We start from the raw sequence: 13777 nt of genomic DNA on the forward strand, positions 1-13777 counted from the left end.
TCCATACTGATGCAGCGCCGTTGCTCTACCCCTTCCTGTGGTCCCGGTGTAACGTGACTCGAAAGCGCAGGTCCGGCACTAAGGCGGTTGGTGTGTTGCTAAGTCTCAGGGAGCACAAAACTTCCAGTACTCACGATGCCCGCTAACGCTGCTGCGCTCCTGCTGCTGGCCGACGGACGACTGCCCGCCGGCGGCTACGCGCACTCCGGCGGCTTGGAAGCGATAATCCGCACCCAGTGCATCGACGGTGCCGAGAGTCTGGAGTTGTTCCTGACCGGACGGGCCGCCACCGCTGGACTCGTTGCCGGCTCTTTCGCCGCTGCCGCATGCGCTGCCTGTAAAGACGGAGAGCTGCCAAGGCTGCACGGACTCGACTCGGAGCTCGATGCCCGCATCCCCTCGACTGCGCTCCGGGAAGTCTCGCGCTCCCTCGGGCGCCAACTGCTGCGCACGGCGACGGCGATCCGGCCGCATCCGCACTTGAAAGAACTCGGGCGTAGCCTATGCCGACCGCTGCGGCCATTACCGGCGGGACACGCTGGCGGAGTCCATACTGATGCAGCGCCGTTGCTCTACCCCTTCCTGTGGTCCCGGTGTAACGTGACTCGAAAGCGCAGGTCCGGCACTAAGGCGGTTGGTGTGTTGCTAAGTCTCAGGGAGCACAAAACTTCCAGTACTCACGATGCCCGCTAACGCTGCTGCGCTCCTGCTGCTGGCCGACGGACGACTGCCCGCCGGCGGCTACGCGCACTCCGGCGGCTTGGAAGCGATAATCCGCACCCAGTGCATCGACGGTGCCGAGAGTCTGGAGTTGTTCCTGACCGGACGGGCCGCCACCGCTGGACTCGTTGCCGGCTCTTTCGCCGCTGCCGCATGCGCTGCCTGTAAAGACGGAGAGCTGCCAAGGCTGCACGGACTCGACTCGGAGCTCGATGCCCGCATCCCCTCGACTGCGCTCCGGGAAGTCTCGCGCTCCCTCGGGCGCCAACTGCTGCGCACGGCGACGGCGATCCGGCCGCATCCGCACTTGAAAGAACTCGGGCGTACACCACACCAGCCGATTGTCTTCGGCGCGGCGGCTGCAGCATTCGACCTGACGCCCCACGATGCCGCCCTGGCCGTATTGCATGAGGCGGTCGCAGGGCCGGCCGCTGCCGCTGTGAAGCTACTCAGCCTGGATCCATTCACGGCCCACGCCGCCCTTGCACACCTGACTCCGCTGTTGGACAAGTTGGCCGCTGAAGCTGCCTCGCACACTGGAGCGCCTCCGGCCGAGCTGCCTGCCGCCGGAGCCCCGCTGTTGGATATTGCTGCCGAACATCATGCTGTCCAGAATGTGCGCCTATTTGCTTCCTGACCGAAACAGCAACCATGAGTGCACGAGTGAAAATGAGGAGACCATGCCCGACAATCACGAACCAGCAAAGACCCGTTCCCTTCGGCTCGGCATCGCGGGCCCGGTCGGGACCGGAAAGAGTTCCGTCATTGCGACGCTGTGTCGAAATCTGGCGGGTGAACTCAATATTGGTGTGATCACCAACGACATTTACACCGACGAGGACGCCCGTTTCCTGCGTTCAGCGGGAGTGCTGCCCAGCGAGCGAATCCGTGCGGTGGAAACCGGCGCCTGCCCGCACACCGCCATCCGCGACGACGTCACGATGAACCTGATCGCCGTCGAAGACCTGGAACAGGACTTCGCACCACTGGACATCGTGTTCGTCGAAAGTGGAGGCGACAACCTCACCGCCACATTCTCACCTGCCTTGGTCGATGCGCAGATTTTCGTGCTCGACGTCGCCGGCGGAGGTGATGTGGCACGCAAAGGCGGACCGGGGATCGCGCGCGCCGACCTGCTTGTGGTCAACAAAATCGACCTGGCCGAATACGTGGACGTCGACGTGGAACAGATGGTCAAGGATGCCACCGCGGCGAGGGAGGGCGCACCGGTGCTGGCGCTGTCCCGGAAGCAGGAGGATACCGTGCAGAAGCTCTGTGCCTGGGTGCGCTGGATGCATGCCCGGCACGTGAACGGAGAGCACACCCCGACTGATCCAGGACCGATGGCTCCGCATTTCCACGCCGACGAGGATGGGAAAAGCCATTTCCACAGCCACGACGGCGATTCCCATACCCACGAGCCGGCCCGCGAGCCCAGTTAACGGGCAATGGAGCCGTACAGGAGAATTTCAACGGTGAATTGACCTGTCGGAGCGCCGTTCGAGGGCGCGCAGGCCACGCTTGTGAAGAAGCCATCCGCCGACAATGAGGAGCACGCCGAAGACCAGGAAGCCGATATCCCAGGCAAGTGGTCCTCCAAGATCGTCCCGTACGTGATGGACCTGGAGGATGTGATGGTCGATGAGTCCTTCCACCACATTGAAGATGCCCCAGCCCATGAGTAAAAGCCCGAAATGGAAGCTCCAGTTGGGTGCCAGTCGGCCTTGACGCCAGGCAAAGATGGCGGCAATAGAACCTGCCAAAACCAGGAACCATGTGACGACGTGGAAAAATCCGTCCGCCAGGACGTTCACTTGCAGCCCGGCTACTGTGTTGACCGGATATTCATGCACGTCACTCACCATGTGATGCCACTGCAGGATCTGGTGAAGAACGATGCCGTCAATAAAACCGCCAAAGCCTAGGCCATAGAGCAGACCAGATGCCTTCGTTGGTGGTCTGGCCGAGGTATTGGACCGGGACGAATATGCCGCCATGCCAGCCACGCTACACCGTCACAACTGTGACTCTTGACACTCGTGTTGGGGTTGGACAGTCTTGATTCTGGAGGAAGAGGGCACGACCGGCGCGCGACCCCACGGGGGCTGGTTCCGGTCATCCCGCTTCGTCCGTCTGGGGGCCAGACACTACCTAGGCAATCCCACGCCGAGGGCTTCTTTTTGATGGTTGAGGAAGAAGGAACCGATGCGATGAGCCATGTCAACAACGCCGAGCTGACCATCAAGTCCGGCATCGAGTTCGACAAGTCCGTGGCGCTCGCGAAAGCGTTCGCCGAAAAGGACGGTGAAACACTCGTGATCGTCGTCGGTGATCACCAGACCGGCGGCATGACCATCGAGGCGCCGGATTCCGAGGAGTAACCCGACGAATCCGGTGAGGGTCTCTCAGCCGAGGACGGTCCGCTGCCCGTTGGAAACTCCGACCAGGAGTTCATGGTGGACTGGACCACCGGCGGCCACGCCGCCGTCGACGTTCCTCTGACCGCATAGGACCCGGCGCGTCGCTGCTGACCGGTGTCTACGAGAACACCCATATCCATGACGTGATGTTGCAGGTCATGCGCGCCGGGAATTAAATGCAACTGGCGGCCCGCTCGCAATGGCGGGCCGCCAACGCAGGCAGGGTCAGCGCCTGATCTTGCGACGGCCGACCAAACCCTCAGCGACTCCGATCAGGGCGATCGCCGCAATGACGGCGACTATAAAGCCGAGGACGTTAAGCTCAAAAATCTGCCCAGTGCCCAGGAGATTGGCAATAAGACCGCCGATTACTGACCCGGCCAGACCGAGCAATAATGTAGCAATCCAGCCAAGGTTCTGTTTGCCGGGTTTAAACAGTCGTGCGAGAGCGCCGATGATGAGTCCGGCGACAATAAATCCGATCATGGTGGGACTCTCCTTGTTATGAAACGGTTTTCGGGTACGGGATAGTCAGTAGGGGTCGTGGGTAGACAACAGGTAATCCTTTCGGCCGGGGGAGCCAGGCCGAAAGATCAGCACCGTAGATAACAATAAGCATGCTTATAATATGTGTCCAATCGCGATTCGTTACTTATCGGGACCGGGTGACACGCCAAGGATATGCTTGAAGGAAAGCATGCTTACGGTTATCCATGGGTGCGGCAGCCGAGCAGCCGGAGCACCGTCCGCTTGAGCTGCTCGTAGTGAAGCGGAGGAGCTTGAATGGACTTCAAAGGAATCGTAGAAGTGGTGGTCAAGGGGGTTGAAGCCGCAGGGATCGCCGTCATCATCCTGGGCGCCATCTTTGCCACCTACGTTGCGCTGAAAAGGTTGCTGCGCAAGGAAACCTCCGTATACGGCCCGTATCGGCGCGTTCTCGGCCGATCGATCCTGCTGGGGCTGGAATTCCTGGTCGCGGCGGACATCATCCGGACCGTCATTGTCGCTTTTAACTTTGAGAACGTCGTGATGCTCGGCCTGATCGTGCTGATCCGGACCTTCCTAAGCTTCTCCCTCGAACTGGAAATTACTGGCAGATGGCCGTGGCAAAAAGGCAACTCATCCGACGAGTCCGTCGAAGTCTAATTGTGTTGATCGGACTGCACCCGCTTGCAGATCCAGGAGTGCCTCATCGAGCTATTGGGGAACTGCCAAATAGATAAGGAGAAAGCATGACGACGACGGTGGGCTTGCAGGTGCGGCACCGTGGTTGATTCCGGACTAAAGGGTTGGCAGAAAGCGTCGGGCATCATTGCGGACCTGGTGCGGTTTGCGGGGCTTTTGAGTATCGTCGCGGCGGTGCTCTGGATGGATCCCGGCGACATTGTCCGGTTTTCCATCGCGTTCCTCGGGCTGCTTGTGCCGCGGATCTTCCACCTGCCGCGGCCGTTCGATGCGGCGTACTGCATCACCGTGCTGCTGGCCACCTGGAGTGGTGCGGCAGGCTGGTACGAGGCCATTCCGTGGTGGGACTGGGTGGTCCACTTGATCACCAACGGGGCGATCGCCGCAGCGGTTTATCTGGTCCTGGCCCGAGTGCGGGTGGTGCACGATATGCATGACCATACGTTGAAGCACAGCCGGGTTGCCCTGGTGGTTTTGACCGCCGCCTTTGGGCTTGCCTTCGGCGCATTGTGGGAATTCGTCGAATGGATCGGTGAACAGTACATGCCTCAGTCCATTCATATCGGCTACGTCGATTCGATTGGCGATATGTCCGCGGGCGGGCTGGGGTCCGTGATCGCCGGCGTTGCATTGGTCATCTGGGCCGCTGCCGGTGGCGGAACCCGCCGTGAGAAGCGCGAGGGCTGAGCCCGGGATCGAGACCGCCATCGATGAGGGGCTGAGCTTCGATGTCAACTGGGCAAGATGGCCACCGGTCAAATACGGGAGCATAATAAACATCGAGGTGACACCAATGACAAGCTACACCTTCGATGTCTTCAGCACTCTGGACGGCTACGGCTCGCACGACGGCGATTGGGGCGGTTATTGGGGCAAGCAAGGCCCCGAGCTGCTCGACCATCGCGCCCGCCTCTACGCCGAGGACCAGCTCATGGTGTTCGGTCCCGTCACGTACCGCCAGTTCGCCGACTTCGTCCTCGAGGGGGTGGAGTTCGACGCCTGGGCGGCCCGGATGAGTGAACTGCCGAAGATCGTCGTCTCCAACTCCATGGCCTCGAATGAACCGCTGCCCTGGCCGAATGCGACCGTTATGCGCGGCGACGCCGTCGACGTCGTCTCCCGGCTCAAGCAGGAGTCCGAAGTTCCGCTTCGATCGATTGGGAGCCTGTCGATGAACCGCGCTCTTATGGCAGCGGGCCTCGTTGACCGGGTCCAGGTGACGCTCTTCCCCGTTATAACGGGGATCACCGGTCTGGAACCGATCTTCCAGGGCGCCGAAGATTTCGACCTCGAATTGGTTGATTCCCGAATCCTGGATGGAGACATCCAGGAGCTGACCTACGCTCCGACTGTGCACGCTGTGAGGCCAGCATGATTCCGCTGACTCGCGTTTGTCTGCCGCCTTACTGATCGCGCCGGTGCTGCCGACTGCCTCGGGGCGGATCCATAGGTGCGGCTGAGCATCATCAGGATGAAAATGCAGACCCAGCAATCCAGACCCACAGCCGGCCGACAATAAAGCCGGTGGCGACGACGGCGGCAACGGTCGCCGTCGTATGTCCGGAAGGAAAGGACGGCGTTCCGATCCTAACTATCCCACGCCCGAACAGTGGTTAACTGTTGTCCGGCTTGACCGGGGTGCCCTCGTCTTTTTCCTCTTCCAGTACGGAGTCTTCGTCCTCGTCCCGCTGTTGCCGGAACGCATCGGCGCCATCACCGGAATTCTTCCTTGCCTCCTCGGAATCGTCCTCCAATCTGCGGTTGACGGCCTCGTGGAAGTCCTTGTCCGTCTTTTGCCCTCGATCATTCACGCTTTACTCCTGACTCTCGACGCGTACCAAAGCTGGCTCTTACTAAGGCTACTTGGCAAGAGTACGATGACGACAAAGAACCGGCACATACGGAAGGGCATTTGTCCACAATGGCGCAATCACGGAGCGGGTACGTGGACCGGCCGCAATCGAGTTCGCTGGCCGACGTCGTGGAGGTGATCCTCGACAAGGGGCTGGTGATTGATGCTTACGTCGGTGTTTCGGTTATCGGCATCGAAATGCTCACAATCGATGCACGTGTGGTGATTTCCAGCGTGGACACCTATCTGCGCTTCGCCGAGGCCACAAACCGCCTGGACCTGACGCAAGTAGGTGGTACGGCTCCAATGGACCTGAAAGACGCCGTCATCCACAGCGGCGCCAAGGGTGCGGTCAGAGGCGCGATTTCCGGTATCAAGGAGGGGCTTACTGGGTAAACGAAGCTGACGAAAGACGCATCATAAGTCACATCGGCCGGTGCGTTAGCTCATCCAGCAAACTCACAGGAAACTCCCGGGGCGGATCTGCCCCTAGCGTTATTCATCTGTGACACGCTAGATTCTAAGCATGCTTGGTGTATCCGTAGAGGAGGGATGCACCGAAACAAACTATTGGGAGGGCACCTCATGGACGACAAGGCAAAATTCGCAGCAATCCTCTTGGGCGGATATCTGCTCGGGCGGACGAAGAAAGCGAAACTCGCCCTGACACTGGCCAGCGCGATTGCCGGTAAGCAACTCAGCAGCAATAGGGGTGAACTGATGGGCCAGGTGAGCGAGCTCGTCAAGTCGTCGCCGGAGGCGAAGAAGTTGATGGACCAGCTCACCGGCCAGCTCGTAGAAGCCGCCAGGGGCGCGGCCATTGCGGGCGCAACACGGGGCATCCAATCCGTTAACACGAATCTGCAGAACCGCACCCAGAAGCTGACCGACCTGCAGGGCAGCGTCCCGGACCTCGGCCAGAAGGGGTCCTCGGATGAGGAGGACGAGGGTGAGGAGACCGGCGATGAGGCTCCCGAGGACCAGGCCGAGGAAACCGTAGACGACACCACCGATACGGCCGACGAAACTGCCGACGAAGCCGACGAAACTGCCGACGAAGCCGGCGACACGGCTGAAGAAGCGACAGACGAGGCCGAAGACACTGCGGGCAAGGCCACATCCACTGCAGCAAGCGCGGCGGGCTCCAAGCGGCCGAGTGGCACTTCACGCGCGACCAAAGCGGCGAAAGCCGGCACCTCCACCGGCCGGAAGGCAGCGGCGCCGGCAAAGTCTGCTGGCAAAGCTGCCGCGAAGACAACGGGCGGCACGGCGAAGAAGAGCACCGGTGCGGGCAGCTCCTCGAAGAGCAGTTCCACCGGCAAAACCACCACCCGCAAGTCGTCGTCCAAGTAAGGAGCAGATGTCATGGCCGATAAATCCACTTCCGGCTCGCTTGCGGATAAGCTTCCGCTCGGCAGCCTCAAAGACACAGCCGCGGACTACGGAAAGTCGCTGATCAACAGCACGCTGGGCAAGGCTTCCGGCAAGGTCGAGGAGCTGACAGGCAAGATTACCGACTTCGGCGAGAATGGCGGCTCGTTGAAAGGCCAGGCCGCCTCCGGTGGGGCAAAGGCCATGGCGAAGGGTGAAAGCCCCGCAAAGGGTGCCATCGGTGGTGTCTTTTCCGGCATCAAGGACAAGGTGAAAGACGTCTTCACCGGCGGTGGAGGCAGCGGCAGCAAGAGCCAGAAGCTGGTCAACCTCGTCGAATGGATCGACGTCGGCGTGCCGGTCACTGTGGCATATAACCAGTGGACCCAGTTCGAAGACTGGTCGGACTTCATGAAGAAGGTCGAGAATGTCGAACATTCGCAGGAGGAGGGCACGGTCAAATTCAAGGGCCAGGTGTTCCTTTCCCACCGGACCTGGGATGCGACGATTAAGGAAATGGTTCCGGATGACCGCATCATCTGGACGTCCACAGGCCAGAAGGGGCATCTCGACGGTTCGGTAACCTTCCACGAGTACGGTCCCCGCCTGACTAAAATCTGCATCGTCGTTGAGTACTATCCGCAGGGCCTGTTCGAGAAGACTGCCCAGATCTGGCGGGCCGTTGGCCGCCGGGTGCGGGTGGAAATGAAGCGCTATGTCCGTCACGTGATGACGACGACGATCCTCGACCCGGATGCCGCCGAAGGCTGGCGCGGTGAGATCCGCGACGAGGAGATTGTCCGTACCCACGAGGAGGTCGTCGAGGAGGAAGAGGCCCAGGCCGCCGAAGACGAGGATCAGGAGTACGAGGACGACGGCGAGGGCGAAGAGTACGAGGACGAAGAACCGGACGCCGATGCCGAAGAGGTGGAGGATGAAGAGTACGAAGAAGAGCCGGACGCCGCGGAGGACACTGCGGAAGCTGGCGAGGGCGAATACGAGGAAGAACCGGAAGCCGGGGAAGCTGTCGCTGACGAGGCGGAGGGCGACGAGTACGAAGAGGACGCCGACGCCGAAACTGCTGAAGAACCGGCCGCTGAAGAAGAGTACGAGGAAGCCGAAGACACTGCTGAGCCGGCTGAAGAACCGGCTGATGAAGTAGAAGAGGAAGTGGAAGAAGAACCAGAACCCGCACCGAAAAAGACAGGCCGGAAGAGGAAGTAGGTAGCAACAATGACCACCATGTCGCAATCAAGGGGCGGCTACGTCGACAGGCCGCAATCAAGTTCGCTGGCCGACGTCGTCGAAGTCATCCTCGATAAAGGACTCGTGATTGACGCGTACGTCCGCGTCTCCCTGGTCGGAATTGAAGTACTGACCATCGACGCACGGATCGTGATCGCCAGCGTCGACACTTATCTGCGGTTTGCGGAAGCCACAAACCGGTTGGATCTCACCCAGCAGGGTGGCAAGGACCTTCCGGAACTAATGGAGTCCATGGGCTCTGGCGGCGCCAAGGGCAAGACCAGTGGCGCCATTTCCGGAGCCAAGGACGCATTGACCGGGAACAAGCGCGACGATGATGACGACGACAACGAACGGTCACACCGCCCGCGCCGTAAGGTGGCAAGTAAGTCCGAATGAGCGTCGAAGAGACAAACCTGGTCGGTGACCAGTACGTTTACGGCATAGTCCCTGCGGAAGCCGAACTGCCGCAGGGGCTTGCCGGTGTTAAGGACGAACCGGTGGAGAAGCTCGTCTCAGGCGGTTTTGCGGCGCTGGTAACTCCGGTGCGGGATCCTGACTCCGTCGGTACCCCGGACGACTTGCTGGCGCACAGCACCGTGCTGGACCGGATCGCTGCTGAGGGGCCGGTGTTGCCGATGACGTTCGGAACGATCGTTCCCGACGCGGAAACTATCACCTCCGTCGTGATGCCCTCCATGCAGGACACCTATGCCGAGAGCATGCGGCGGGTGGACGGCGCCACCCAGTTCACCGTGCGTGCCCGGTACGTCCGGGAGCGGGTCATCGGGGAAATGGTCGCGGAAAACCGTGAGATCGCCGCGCTGCGCGAGTCCACGGCATCGCAGAGCGAGGACGCTTCGCACTACGACAGGATCCGTCTCGGCCAGTTGGTGGTCGAAGAATTCCAACGCAAAGCTGCAGTCGATTCCGAGGACATTGTCGCCGCCTTGTCACCGCTGGTTCGTGAAACTTCGGTGCGCGAAACCACTCAGGCCGATGACGTCGTCGAACTTGCGCTGCTGGTGGACCGGGGTTCTGCAGAGGGATTCGAGCAGGCCGTTGAAAAGCTGGCGGAGGAAACGCTGGGCAGGATCAGCTTCCGGCTGCTCGGACCACAGGCTCCCTACGATTTCGTGGGGGAGGTCTAGGCCATGGGTCTGTTCTCCTCCATCCTGGGACTCCCGTTCGCGCCGGTCCGCGGGACCATTTGGGTTGCAGAGAAAGTGAAGGAAGAAGCCGAACGACAGTACTACGATCCCGGTCTTATCCGCCGGAAACTCGAGGAAGTCGCCGACGCGAAAGAAGCCGGGACCATTACCGAAGAGGAAGCCGCCGACCTTGAAAAAGAGCTTGTCGGCCGCCTCATCGAAGCCAACCGGCGTCCGCGCCAGAAGGGATAACCATGGCCAACGACGACGATACAGCCACCAGGGAACGTACGGAGAGCGCTGAGGATACCGCGCGTCCGGAGCGGTCCGCGAGCACTGACAGTTCCGACAGTTCCGGGCGTTCTTCCCGGCCGGCCCGGGATGGGGAAGCGCCGAAGAAGCCCGTCCGGAAGGCAAGTTCATCCGGAACGGCACGGAAGCCGGCCGCGAAGAAACCCGCCGCGAAGAAGCCAGCCAGCTCATCCCCGGCGGAGCGGCGCCCATCCTCCTCTGACGATAATGGCTCTGAAAGTTCACAATCCTCCCCGGCGGAGAGCCGCTCTGAACGAACCTCGACTTCTTCTTCCAGCAAGCGTCCACGGCAGGACTCCTCTACCGGAGAGGACAGCTCGAACGACTCAGAGGAAGACTCCTCCAGCGAAGAGGCCAATGATGATGGACGGGAACGTTCGCCGTCGTCGTCGCAGCCTGCCGGTCCCCGGATGAACGCAGCCAGGGCCGGCCGTGAAGCGATGAGCCAGCTTGAAGAGCTCACGAACAGGGAAGCTGAAGGTGTTGTCGGGATCAAGAAGAACAACGACGGCACCTGGACCGTCACGGTGGAAGTGTGCGAAGGCCGGCGCATTCCCGACACGGCCGACGTCCTGGCCGAGTACGATGTCACCATCGATTCCGACGGCGATTTGACGGCATACTCGCGTGAATCGCGCTACGTCCGCGGCCGGACGAGCCGGGGGGAGTAGATTCGCTTCATGACAGTAGCGGCACTGGAATGTTCTGGCGACGTACACGAGGCGGATTATAGATGAGTACGAATAACTCCGAAGGGAAAAGCACTCCGGCACGCAGCAGCCCGGCAGGTGATGATTCCACGGGCGGCAGTCCTGCCCGCGCCGGCGGCCACAGCCCCGCGCGGACCAGCGGGAGCAACCCCGCGCAGACGGGTGGCGGCATGTCCGGCGTCGCACGCAATACACCGGCCGGTGGCAACGCCATGCAGCCGTCGCGTGACAGCGCTGGCACGCTCACACACGTTATCGAGACGCTGCTGGACAAGGGGTTGGTCATCAACGCCGACATCATGGTCTCCGTGGCCGGCGTCGAACTCCTGGGTATCCGGATCCGCGCCGCGCTAGCGTCGTTTGAAACCGCAGCCCGCTACGGTCTCGAATTCCCGGCCGGCACTGACCGGGACACCGTTGCGTGGAACGAGGCGATCGAGCAGAAGGAAACCTGCCCGGAATGCGGCAAACGTGCACCCCTCGAGCAGTTGCTGAACGAGTTCTGTCCCTGGTGCGGCTGGAAGAGTGCGCAGGCACTGGAGGCCAGCGGAAACCAGGCATCGGCGGGCGGCAACTCTGGCGGGACTAAGTCCGGCAGTAACAACTCCGGGACCAAATCGAAGCAGGCCAACAAGTAAATGGGCGAAGCCATGCAGCCCACCCGCGATGTTCGGGCTACGTTGCCTGACTTGGTGGATGTGCTGCTCAACAAGGGCGTCTACCTCGACCTCGACCTGATCATCACCGTCGCCGACATCCCGCTGATTGGTGTCAATCTCAAGGCGACCATCGCCGGCATGGAAACGATGCTCGAGTACGGGATGATGAAGAACTGGGACGAGCGCACGCGAGCCTGGCTCCGCGATTCCGTCTCCCGGCAGGTTCCGCTGCGCGGGGGTGAGGAAGTCATCGCCAAGATGGCAGGCGGGCATTACTGGCAGGACCCGGACGGCTCATTCGAGACCTGGCGGCCCGGCAGCATCTACCTCACGACACACCGGATAATTGCTTTCCGCCGCGACCCCGAGGAAATCCTCTGGCAGGCGAACCTGTACGACATCGCCCAGGTCGTGTTGCAGACCGAATCCAGCATCGGCGGAGAGAAACGCAGCCGGCTGCTGGTGGAGAAGCACGACGGCGGCACGGCGCTGCTGTCGGCGGCGCAGCCAAACCGGCTGCGGGACCTGGTGCTCAAGGCACAGTCCGGAACGGTGGAGATCGAGGCCAGCGCCGGCGGACCGAGCACCCGGGGCCAGGCCGAGCGCGGCGGCAAGGGCGACGACCCGGACACGCTGCTGTTCGAAGGCGATGTCTGGTACCAGGAGCAGCGTTCCGGAAGTCCCATCTGGCGGGGCGGCACGGCCAAGTACGACTCGGACGAAGGCTTCAGCTGGAAGGCAGCGTTGGATCGGCGCCCGGCGATCCGGCTGAAAGCAACAGAGATGACCGCCGTCCGGGCCGAAAACGGGCATACGCCGGTGGGGAATTCATCTATCCTGATTCTGGAGTCGGAAACAGGAACGTACCGGCTCGCGAGCGACCGGGTAGAGCAATGGGCGCAGCTGCTGCATGGCGTCAGCCAACAGAAGCGGGAGGATGACGATGACGCTGAAAGTCAATGAGGATAACCTCAAGAATGGTGTCCTGACACTGGTCGTCACACTCGTTGAGGTTATCCAGGGAGCGCTGGAAACCCAGGCCGTACGGCGGTTGGAAGGCGGCGACCTGACCGAAGAGGAACAGAACCGGCTCGGAGATGCGCTGCTGGAACTGGACGAGGCCATGGAGCAAATCAAGAACGATCACGGCATCACCGGCTCCGTGGCGGAGCTGCACGCCGGACTGGACGACGTCGTCGACGAAGTCGTCAATAAACTCATCAATCCTGAGCGTTGGTCCGACGAGTCCGACAAGTCGAAGTCCCTCAGGGATCGTAAATGACTGAACCCGCCGACGACGGAATGCCCACCGAAACTGGAAAGCCGGCCGAAGACAAAAAGCCGGGCGAAAACCGCAAGCCAACCGAACCGGGACTGTACGTGTACGCCGTCGTCCCCTCCACGCTGTCCCCGGACGTTCTCGGGACGGGTATCAACGACGCTCCGCTGAAACTCATCGCGGTCGCCGAGGGCCTTGCCGCCGTCGTGCATCACCACGATGCTGCACCCTTCGATGGCGCTGATGCCGACGTCGAACGCTGGATTTTGGAGCACGGTGGGGTCGTCGAGCGCAGCTGGGAAGCCGCCGGAACGGTCCTGCCGATGAGTTTCAACGTCATTGTCGCAGCCGGTGACGGTTCGACGGCGGAGCAGCGGCTGGCAGGATGGCTGGGTGAGTCTGCTGCTGAACTCACCGAACGGCTGAAGGCGCTCCAGGGCCGGGTCGAACTGCGGATCGAGATTTCGCTGGACCAGCATGCCGCGGCGGAAGACAGTTGCGAGGCGGCCGATCTGCGGGAGGAAATGGTGCAACGGCCGCCCGGTGTGCAGAGGTTGCTGCAGAAACGGTTGGACAAGACGGAACGCGAGATTGCCGAGCGGCTGGCGGACGGGCTTTATCCCGAGTACCGGCGCCGGCTCGCCGCCCTGTCCGAAGATCTGACGGAGAACCGCCGTGCCCACCGGCCGCCGGGCACTGTTTCGGTGTTGACGGTCGCCGTGCTGGCGCACCGGGACGATGTGGAGAAAATCGGGCTGGAGTTGACCTCCATCGGGGAGGAGCAGCCGGCGGCGCAGATCCGGTTCCTGGGACCATGGCCGCCGTACTCATTCGCCGACGTACCGGAACTCGGCGCCGGCTAGTACAACGAAG

General features: G+C 61.7%; 22 protein-coding genes. 18 read left to right on the forward strand and 4 right to left on the reverse strand.

What is annotated here, in order from left to right:
• Positions 1–135 precede the first annotated feature (135 nt).
• Genes Y707_RS28845 through ureG form a run of 3 tightly spaced genes read left to right on the forward strand, consistent with a single transcriptional unit; the run spans position 136 to position 2162 of the window.
• Positions 136–693 (forward strand): urease accessory UreF family protein, encoded by a 558-nt coding sequence (locus Y707_RS28845; protein WP_051441725.1) that lies wholly within the window; start codon positions 136–138, stop codon positions 691–693.
• The gene (locus Y707_RS0106800) at positions 683–1357 is read left to right on the forward strand and encodes an urease accessory protein UreF (protein ID WP_026534516.1); all 675 of its coding nucleotides are present in this window, start codon (positions 683–685) and stop codon (positions 1355–1357) included. Before Y707_RS28845 ends, Y707_RS0106800 begins: the two co-directional genes overlap by 11 nt.
• A gap of 43 nt (positions 1358–1400) precedes the next feature.
• Entirely contained in the window at positions 1401–2162 is a 762-nt protein-coding gene (ureG, locus tag Y707_RS0106805; protein WP_026534517.1) for an urease accessory protein UreG, read from the forward strand.
• 27 nt (positions 2163–2189) lie between these two features.
• On the opposite strand, the gene Y707_RS29610 is transcribed toward ureG, so the two are convergent.
• Positions 2190–2717 carry a DUF2243 domain-containing protein gene (locus Y707_RS29610; protein WP_026534518.1) on the reverse strand — a complete coding sequence of 176 codons (528 nt, stop codon included), beginning with the start codon at positions 2715–2717 and terminating at the stop codon, positions 2190–2192.
• Positions 2718–2759: 42 nt separating this feature from the next.
• Here Y707_RS29610 and Y707_RS33130 point away from each other — a divergent pair, with 42 nt between their 5' ends.
• Positions 2760–3101 (forward strand): alkaline phosphatase, encoded by a 342-nt coding sequence (locus tag Y707_RS33130; RefSeq protein ID WP_275451195.1) that lies wholly within the window; start codon positions 2760–2762, stop codon positions 3099–3101.
• Positions 3102–3365: 264 nt separating this feature from the next.
• Here the strand turns inward: Y707_RS33130 and Y707_RS0106820 are convergent, their stop codons facing one another.
• Positions 3366–3626, reverse strand: coding sequence for a GlsB/YeaQ/YmgE family stress response membrane protein (locus tag Y707_RS0106820; protein ID WP_026534520.1), 261 nt, complete (start codon positions 3624–3626; stop codon positions 3366–3368).
• Positions 3627–3923: 297 nt separating this feature from the next.
• Between Y707_RS0106820 and Y707_RS0106825 the strand changes: the two genes are divergently transcribed.
• The 3 genes from Y707_RS0106825 (at position 3924) to Y707_RS0106835 (ending at position 5700) form a co-directional block, all read left to right on the forward strand.
• Positions 3924–4286, forward strand: coding sequence for a DUF1622 domain-containing protein (locus tag Y707_RS0106825; RefSeq protein ID WP_026534521.1), 363 nt, complete (start codon positions 3924–3926; stop codon positions 4284–4286).
• Between the two features lie 120 nt (positions 4287–4406).
• Positions 4407–5012 (forward strand): DUF2238 domain-containing protein, encoded by a 606-nt coding sequence (locus Y707_RS24090; RefSeq protein ID WP_051441726.1) that lies wholly within the window; start codon positions 4407–4409, stop codon positions 5010–5012.
• A gap of 106 nt (positions 5013–5118) precedes the next feature.
• Positions 5119–5700 carry a dihydrofolate reductase family protein gene (locus Y707_RS0106835; RefSeq protein WP_035780693.1) on the forward strand — a complete coding sequence of 194 codons (582 nt, stop codon included), beginning with the start codon at positions 5119–5121 and terminating at the stop codon, positions 5698–5700.
• 238 nt (positions 5701–5938) lie between these two features.
• Here the strand turns inward: Y707_RS0106835 and Y707_RS0106840 are convergent, their stop codons facing one another.
• Complete coding sequence (locus Y707_RS0106840; protein WP_026534523.1) at positions 5939–6136, reverse strand: hypothetical protein; 198 nt, start codon at positions 6134–6136, stop codon at positions 5939–5941.
• Positions 6137–6270: 134 nt separating this feature from the next.
• Here Y707_RS0106840 and gvpJ (Y707_RS24095) point away from each other — a divergent pair, with 134 nt between their 5' ends.
• The 6 genes from gvpJ (Y707_RS24095) to Y707_RS0106870 all read left to right on the forward strand — a co-directional run bounded on the left by gvpJ (Y707_RS24095) (position 6271) and on the right by Y707_RS0106870 (position 10196).
• On the forward strand, positions 6271–6573 hold the full coding sequence (gene gvpJ / locus Y707_RS24095; RefSeq protein WP_253905091.1) for a gas vesicle protein GvpJ: 303 nt from the start codon (positions 6271–6273) through the stop codon (positions 6571–6573).
• A 156-nt stretch (positions 6574–6729) separates the two neighbouring features.
• Positions 6730–7530 carry a hypothetical protein gene (locus Y707_RS0106850; RefSeq protein ID WP_162150183.1) on the forward strand — a complete coding sequence of 267 codons (801 nt, stop codon included), beginning with the start codon at positions 6730–6732 and terminating at the stop codon, positions 7528–7530.
• Positions 7531–7542: 12 nt separating this feature from the next.
• A complete protein-coding gene (locus tag Y707_RS0106855; protein WP_026534525.1) occupies positions 7543–8772 on the forward strand; it encodes an SRPBCC family protein in 1230 nt (409 codons plus the stop codon).
• A gap of 18 nt (positions 8773–8790) precedes the next feature.
• A complete protein-coding gene (gene gvpJ / locus Y707_RS0106860) occupies positions 8791–9192 on the forward strand; it encodes a gas vesicle protein GvpJ (protein WP_216699219.1) in 402 nt (133 codons plus the stop codon).
• Positions 9189–9944, forward strand: coding sequence for a GvpL/GvpF family gas vesicle protein (locus tag Y707_RS0106865; protein ID WP_051441728.1), 756 nt, complete (start codon positions 9189–9191; stop codon positions 9942–9944). Before gvpJ (Y707_RS0106860) ends, Y707_RS0106865 begins: the two co-directional genes overlap by 4 nt.
• A gap of 3 nt (positions 9945–9947) precedes the next feature.
• The gene (locus Y707_RS0106870; RefSeq protein ID WP_026534528.1) at positions 9948–10196 is read left to right on the forward strand and encodes a gas vesicle protein GvpG; all 249 of its coding nucleotides are present in this window, start codon (positions 9948–9950) and stop codon (positions 10194–10196) included.
• On the opposite strand, the gene Y707_RS32125 is transcribed toward Y707_RS0106870, so the two are convergent.
• The gene (locus Y707_RS32125; RefSeq protein ID WP_216699224.1) at positions 10159–10719 is read right to left on the reverse strand and encodes a hypothetical protein; all 561 of its coding nucleotides are present in this window, start codon (positions 10717–10719) and stop codon (positions 10159–10161) included. The two genes, Y707_RS0106870 and Y707_RS32125, sit on opposite strands and share 38 nt — an antisense overlap.
• On the opposite strand from Y707_RS32125, the gene gvpO reads away from it, so the two are divergent.
• The 5 genes from gvpO to Y707_RS0106895 all read left to right on the forward strand — a co-directional run bounded on the left by gvpO (position 10697) and on the right by Y707_RS0106895 (position 13767).
• Positions 10697–10927, forward strand: a complete 231-nt coding sequence (gene gvpO / locus Y707_RS32130; protein WP_253905092.1) for a gas vesicle protein GvpO — start codon at positions 10697–10699, stop codon at positions 10925–10927. The two genes, Y707_RS32125 and gvpO, sit on opposite strands and share 23 nt — an antisense overlap.
• 62 nt (positions 10928–10989) lie before the next feature.
• Positions 10990–11604, forward strand: a complete 615-nt coding sequence (locus tag Y707_RS33135) for a gas vesicle protein (protein WP_275451194.1) — start codon at positions 10990–10992, stop codon at positions 11602–11604.
• Entirely contained in the window at positions 11605–12588 is a 984-nt protein-coding gene (locus tag Y707_RS29620; RefSeq protein ID WP_216699220.1) for a gas vesicle protein, read from the forward strand. It begins immediately after the preceding gene.
• Positions 12569–12907: a gas vesicle protein K gene (locus Y707_RS0106890; RefSeq protein ID WP_026534529.1), complete on the forward strand. Its 339-nt coding sequence runs from the start codon at positions 12569–12571 to the stop codon at positions 12905–12907. The genes Y707_RS29620 and Y707_RS0106890 overlap by 20 nt, the downstream gene beginning before the upstream one ends.
• Positions 12904–13767 carry a GvpL/GvpF family gas vesicle protein gene (locus Y707_RS0106895; RefSeq protein ID WP_051441729.1) on the forward strand — a complete coding sequence of 288 codons (864 nt, stop codon included), beginning with the start codon at positions 12904–12906 and terminating at the stop codon, positions 13765–13767. Before Y707_RS0106890 ends, Y707_RS0106895 begins: the two co-directional genes overlap by 4 nt.
• Positions 13768–13777: the final 10 nt, after the last annotated feature.

It is taken from the genome of Arthrobacter sp. H14 (assembly GCF_000520495.1).
In the GTDB taxonomy this organism is placed as follows: domain Bacteria; phylum Actinomycetota; class Actinomycetes; order Actinomycetales; family Micrococcaceae; genus Arthrobacter_C.